General features: G+C 54.1%; 4 protein-coding genes and 2 pseudogenes. 2 read left to right on the plus strand and 4 right to left on the minus strand.

Annotation, left to right across the window (positions count from 1 at the left end; all coding sequences use genetic code 11):
• Nucleotides 1-124: pseudogene (locus tag BVER_RS33035) on the plus strand (IS5/IS1182 family transposase); the annotation flags it as partial.
• Here the strand turns inward: BVER_RS33035 and BVER_RS27685 are convergent.
• From BVER_RS27685 to BVER_RS27700, 3 genes are all read right to left on the minus strand, one after another.
• Nucleotides 66-1,184, minus strand: coding sequence for an MFS transporter (locus BVER_RS27685; protein WP_370444284.1), 1,119 nt, complete (start codon nucleotides 1,182-1,184; stop codon nucleotides 66-68). The pseudogene BVER_RS33035 and the gene BVER_RS27685 sit on opposite strands and share 59 nt — an antisense overlap.
• A 128-nt stretch (nucleotides 1,185-1,312) precedes the next feature.
• Entirely contained in the window at nucleotides 1,313-2,527 is a 1,215-nt protein-coding gene (locus BVER_RS27690) for a porin (protein ID WP_050455982.1), read from the minus strand.
• Nucleotides 2,528-2,987: 460 nt separating this feature from the next.
• Entirely contained in the window at nucleotides 2,988-3,806 is an 819-nt protein-coding gene (locus tag BVER_RS27700) for a hypothetical protein (RefSeq protein ID WP_050455984.1), read from the minus strand.
• 795 nt (nucleotides 3,807-4,601) lie between these two features.
• Between BVER_RS27700 and BVER_RS27710 the strand changes: the two genes are divergently transcribed.
• On the plus strand, nucleotides 4,602-5,129 hold the full coding sequence (locus BVER_RS27710; protein WP_232316872.1) for an AAA family ATPase: 528 nt from the start codon (nucleotides 4,602-4,604) through the stop codon (nucleotides 5,127-5,129).
• Here the strand turns inward: BVER_RS27710 and BVER_RS33040 are convergent.
• Nucleotides 5,109-5,235: pseudogene (locus BVER_RS33040) on the minus strand (IS5/IS1182 family transposase); the annotation flags it as partial. The gene BVER_RS27710 and the pseudogene BVER_RS33040 overlap by 21 nt on opposite strands.

Genomic DNA, 5,235 nt, shown 5'->3' on the forward strand with positions numbered 1-5,235 from the left:
CTTTAAGCGTATCAAGCATTTTCGTCGCGTCGCCACTCGATATGACAAACTCGCCCACAGCTACCTCACCTTTGTCTCCATCGTGTCTGCCTTCGGGCCGCTCTTAAATGTGAACAGGACCTAGCGTGACCAGGTTTGCGGACCAGCACTTGGTGTGCGGCAGCAGCGAGGCCAACGGTGAATACGGCAAACCATAGCGACTGGAATTGCGACACGAGAGCGATCGGCATCACGCACAGTGCGCAAACGAGCATAGTTGCCTTGCGTGCGAAGTTCGCGCGCTGCGTGCGCGCCATCAACCGCGATGACATCCAGCCTGCTGCCACGCTGCCGATGCAAGACATACCGTAGATCACCATAAGTGGCAGTCCCATGTGCTGGATATCGATGTGATTCGACTCGTTCAACCACTTTGGCAGCCAGAATAGGTAGTAGAACCACCAGATCGGGTCGGTCATAAACTTACCAACCATGAAGGCCCATGTCTCACGGTAGCGGAGCACCGACAACCACCCAACCTTCTTATCTTCTTGCACCGTATCGCCCAGGTCCGCGTTGATGTAGTTCAACTCTTCTTCCGATACCCGAGGGTGCGATTTTGCGGGACGATACATCACCATCCAGAACACGAGCCAGATGAAACCGGCTGCCCCGCCAACGACGAACGCTGCGCGCCAGCCCCACATCACCGCAACGAAAGGTACAAACGCCGGTGCCACGAGGCCCCCGACGGTAGCGCCCATGTTCCAGATGCTTGTGGCAAGTGCGCGCTCCTCTTTTGGGAACCAAAGAGCCGTCGTGCGGATCGCAACGGGAAAGTTAGATGCTTCGGAAAAACCAAGTAACCCCCGCGCTGCCGCAAACCCTGGCACAGTGGGAACGCATGAAGCATCGCCGCGACGCTCCACAACGCCATTGCGGTGCCGTACACGCCTTTTTCGGCAATCTTGTCGGCTATACGTCCGAACACCGCTAGGTCGGTCGCATAAGTCACTGTGAAGATCATTACCGTCTGTGCGTACTGCACTTGAGTCCGAACCGATGTCCTTTTGCAGAAGCGGTGCAAGCAGACCGAGCATCTGCCGATCCATATAGTTGATCGTTGTCGCGAAAAACATCATCGCGCAGATGGTCCACCGGTACCGTCCGGAAGCAACTTTGCCGATCGACGTGTTAGAAAGCATGGACTTATCTCCTTCTTAAGTCGGGGATGGTATCGCTACCATCCCCCATTCAGTCTTATGTTTGTGCGTATGCGTATGCAACGAAATTAACTTTCAATCCTTGTAACAACACAATTCGTATGCCGTATTTAGAAGAGGACGGTCATGCCGAACATGCCGACGAATTGATTACGCGTTGATGATGGAGTCGCGTTTTGCGAGTCGCCCACGGACGGAGCTGCACTAACAATTGCGCCGCCTGCATTCAGTGTGCTTCCGCTCGCGTGCTGATAAGCCTGGATGGCATAGAGCGTTGTACGTTTCGATAGGTGATAGGCTTGTTTCAACGAAATTTGCTGGTAACGAGCAGCATGGTCAACGCCGTTCGCCTGTGATGCCAGCGTATAGCTATAGCCTGCCGCTACATCGAACCCCGGGGTAAACCGATAGCTGCCAGTCGCGGCATAGGTATTGAAGACGGCTGTGTCGGTGAAGGCGTGGATCGAATGCGCGCCAGGCAGATACCTTACGTTTGTGTAGTTCAGGCCGACTGTCGCGCTGCCAAACGTGTAGTTGCCGACCAGTGCCGCATGCCGGACGCTCCGTGCAGATGCATAACCTTGGTTCAGGGCTGAGACGCCGAATGAGGCCGTCGACGCTGAATCGAAGTTCGGCGTCGGAGTGGCGGACGTCACATTTGTGCTGGCATTGTCCATTTGCAGGTAACCGGCGGCGAGAGCCAACGGGCCGTACGTGTAGCGCAACGCGCCACTGAAGGTCTGTCCTTTGCCCGTCCTGCCTGTTTGACCTCCGAGCGCGTACATCGCGCTGGCCTGAAGGCCTGCAATAGTGGGCGAGTTGTACGTCACCGAATTGTTGATTCGGATCGTTGTGTCGAGACCATCAATATCGCCAGGGTGCGCTCCAGTTGCGCCGGTCAAAGCCCAACTCGATGTGAGCGGACCAACGAAAAGAAGATATGGCGTGTACTGGCGGCCCACTGTGACTTGGCCATAAGTAGTACTGCGCAAACCAACATATGCTTGACGATTAAAGAGCAGACCGCTTGACGACGATGCCCCGGTGTTCAGATCGAACCCTGCTTGCAAATCGAATATCGCAGCGAGGCCGCCACCCAAATCCTCGACGCCTGTGAGACCCCACTTCGACGCAGCCAAGTTGCCCTGACGCATATAGACGTTCGAGCTGCCTTTCTGATTATTGACATAAGCGACCGCATCATCGACTGCTCCGTACAGCGTGACAGAGCTTTGCGCTGACGCGTCCACCGCTGCGATCAGCACGGTGGTACCGAGAAGCGCACGAATGAAACGAGCGTTCAGGGGAGGCGTATTTTTCTTCATTGGACATCTCCGTTGGGTGGTGCGCCCATGGTAATGGTAGCGATGCTATCGAAAAGCATTCCGTGTCTCCGCGACCATGCCGGCTGGTTCCAAGGCGAGAAAAAACGTTTTCCACAATGACGCCATGCTGATCGAAATTATCATCGCAGTTTTATTTTTTTCGAGGCTTAATCACTAAAAAATGAGCTCATTTCACGAAATTATGCTCACCAAGTGCTACCAGAAATTTGTGGCGCTCTAGGGAAAACGATTATCTTCACGTCGCTGGTGTCGCATTTCCACATCGAGGGTAAGTGCGGACTGACAACTTTGAATAGTATCGATACCATTTGCTCGAAGCAATTATTAATCGCCGGGTGTCCTTTAAGCTGCTCACTTGCGGCGTACCGATAAAAGGTCGGCCCAATCTTAATGCATGGGGCCGCATACTTTTGAAATACACTTCCCAACCCGTCAATCATCATTGTTCTGAAGGACGCCAAGGCAGTTTTCGCGACCTTCGAAAAGCTTCTGAAAAGCTTCTGAAAAGCTTCTTAGTGGTACGGGTGCGACTCGCAGCGACCGTGGCAAAAGCGGCAACAGAGTGAAAGACGTTGCGCGCCATGACGCAGCAGAGGTGGCCGCGCGAAATCGGACAGTCGGATAAGTGGAGCGGCCGGGGCCTGAGCCAGCGATAATGCAGGCAAAGGAACCGAGGAATGACGAAGAGAAGCCGACGCACACACTCAGCGGCGTTCAAAGCCAAAGTGAACCGCCCCGGAAATGTAGGAGACTTCGGATCTTGGCTGTAACGGGAGATTTGAAGCATGGCAAGCGAAGGCAAGACAAGGAAGCCCACCGGGACGCGATATTCGGATGAGCCCTGACCCATATCCACAGCGCAATCCACTGCCGCAAGCGCTTCTGCTATCACCTCCGGGCGAGTACCTGGCTTTGACCTATAACCGAGGAGATGCCGCCGCGCGCGGATTTTTGCGATGGCCGGGCTCCACGTATAGAAGCCCCAATAGATTACGGAAGTTGTGCCCAGCAGGTTGTTCACCGGCGAAGTGTCGTTCAGCAGGCGCCGGTGATATTCATCAAGCGCGAAGTCCGTGATGGCTCCGTTGGGTTGAACAGGGCGCGCCCACGCATCTTTCGCAAGAGGAAAATCTGTAGGCTGGCTGGACAACTCCATGAATGCGCGCGGGTAGTCGTACGCGTTGCGCGAGTCAATGAGCGTGCGGACATCCTCCGTTGTCAGCACGCAGTCTTCGTCGAGAAAAGTGTCCCTGAACATGGGGCCCCCTGTGATAGATGCCGCCGAGTCTACAGAGGCGACCGGCAAACATTCAATAGAAAGGGAAACATGCCAGAAAATAAAAAAGCTACAGTTTTTGGCCGACGTGCGACCCTTCGTCGTTCAATGTAAACCGCGCTCGCGGGCTGTATTGAGGCCCTAAGGCCATGAATTGCACCGCTCCCAGATCTTTAAAAGTGATGTCAACCTGGCAAATGGAGCGAGCGAAGAGATTGGCTACGACGGGTTTGGAAGACCGTCCTTTCGAAAGGGCCCGGAGAGAATCGCTGATTGGCTTCGACCTCAACTTCAGTCGCCAAACGAGCATCAATCTTTTATTCGATGCCGCGTTGAGCCAAGGCAGGCGAGAAGTAAAAAAATGATGCGGATACTCGGCGACGGCCGCCAAATGGCGATATGCTTTACACAGACCAGCGTGCGCTCCTCAAAAATAAAATAGTTCTTCGCCAATAATTAGAGCTGATTCTCTAAATTTTGTGCGACCTTGTCTCCGTATGAGCGATGTCTCCGACAAACGGATGGTTTTTGCACAACATATAGTTGTTGTGTTCCGGAAAAGCACACTATATAATATATGGTGCGTAATACGTCTGAAGGCTACCTGGATAAGTCCCGTTCTTCGGCCATTCCTTGTAATGGCACGCGGGGAGACGTGCGGCCATAGCTGCTTATTCCATGGCCTTGCCTACTTCGAAACAGACCGAATCCGAGTTGCGCCGCCGCAAACCATACGCTGCGCCGCCTTAGTCGTATATCAATAATTGAGAGAACGGCATGACCAGAGGGACGTCCGATACACCACTGCCGAAGGGCATTCATCGCATATTCGCTTTACCTGACGCCGATTTATCCGCGCTTTGGGATTCGATTGTGATGGATGAAAGCGATAAGGAGCAGCTTCTTGCTCAGGCAATAGCGAACTTTACGGTTCGCGCCAAAGTGGACCGTAGTGTTATTCCGATGCACGAGGTGATTCTGCTGGTCGGGCCTCCTGGCACCGGGAAAACTTCACTTGCAAAGGGTCTCGCCAGTCAAGTTGCAAAGGTTTTCAAGGGAGTCAAGCTCCGACTGCTTGAGGTCGACCCGCACGGTCTGACCAGCTCCGCGATGGGCAAAACGCAGCGGGCGGTGGCCGACCTCTTTTCACAGTCCATTGCAGAAGCGGCGATGACCGGTCCAACGATCGTCTTGCTCGACGAAGTAGAGACGTTGGCCGCAGACCGTTCGAAGCTGAGCCTGGAAGCCAATCCGGTCGACGTGCATCGTGCAACGGATGCCGTTCTAGGTCCTGCTCACATTTAAGAGCGGCCCGAAGGCAGACACGATGGAGACAAAGGTGAGGTAGCTGTGGGCGAGTTTGTCATATCGAGTGGCGACGCGACGAAAATGCTTGATACGCTTAAAGAAG

The organism is Candidatus Burkholderia verschuerenii (assembly GCF_001189365.1).
Taxonomy (GTDB): Bacteria; Pseudomonadota; Gammaproteobacteria; order Burkholderiales; family Burkholderiaceae; genus Caballeronia; species Caballeronia verschuerenii.

Bases quoted from the DNA above. Each gene is read 5' to 3' on its own strand.
- BVER_RS27700 (WP_050455984.1), bottom strand. From the start codon at position 3,806: ATGTTCAGGGACACTTTTCTCGACGAAGACTGCGTGCTGACAACGGAG.
- BVER_RS27710 (WP_232316872.1), top strand. From the start codon at position 4,602: ATGACCAGAGGGACGTCCGATACACCACTGCCGAAGGGCATTCATCGC.
- BVER_RS27685 (WP_370444284.1), bottom strand. From the start codon at position 1,184: ATGCTTTCTAACACGTCGATCGGCAAAGTTGCTTCCGGACGGTACCGG.
- BVER_RS27690 (WP_050455982.1), bottom strand. From the start codon at position 2,527: ATGAAGAAAAATACGCCTCCCCTGAACGCTCGTTTCATTCGTGCGCTT.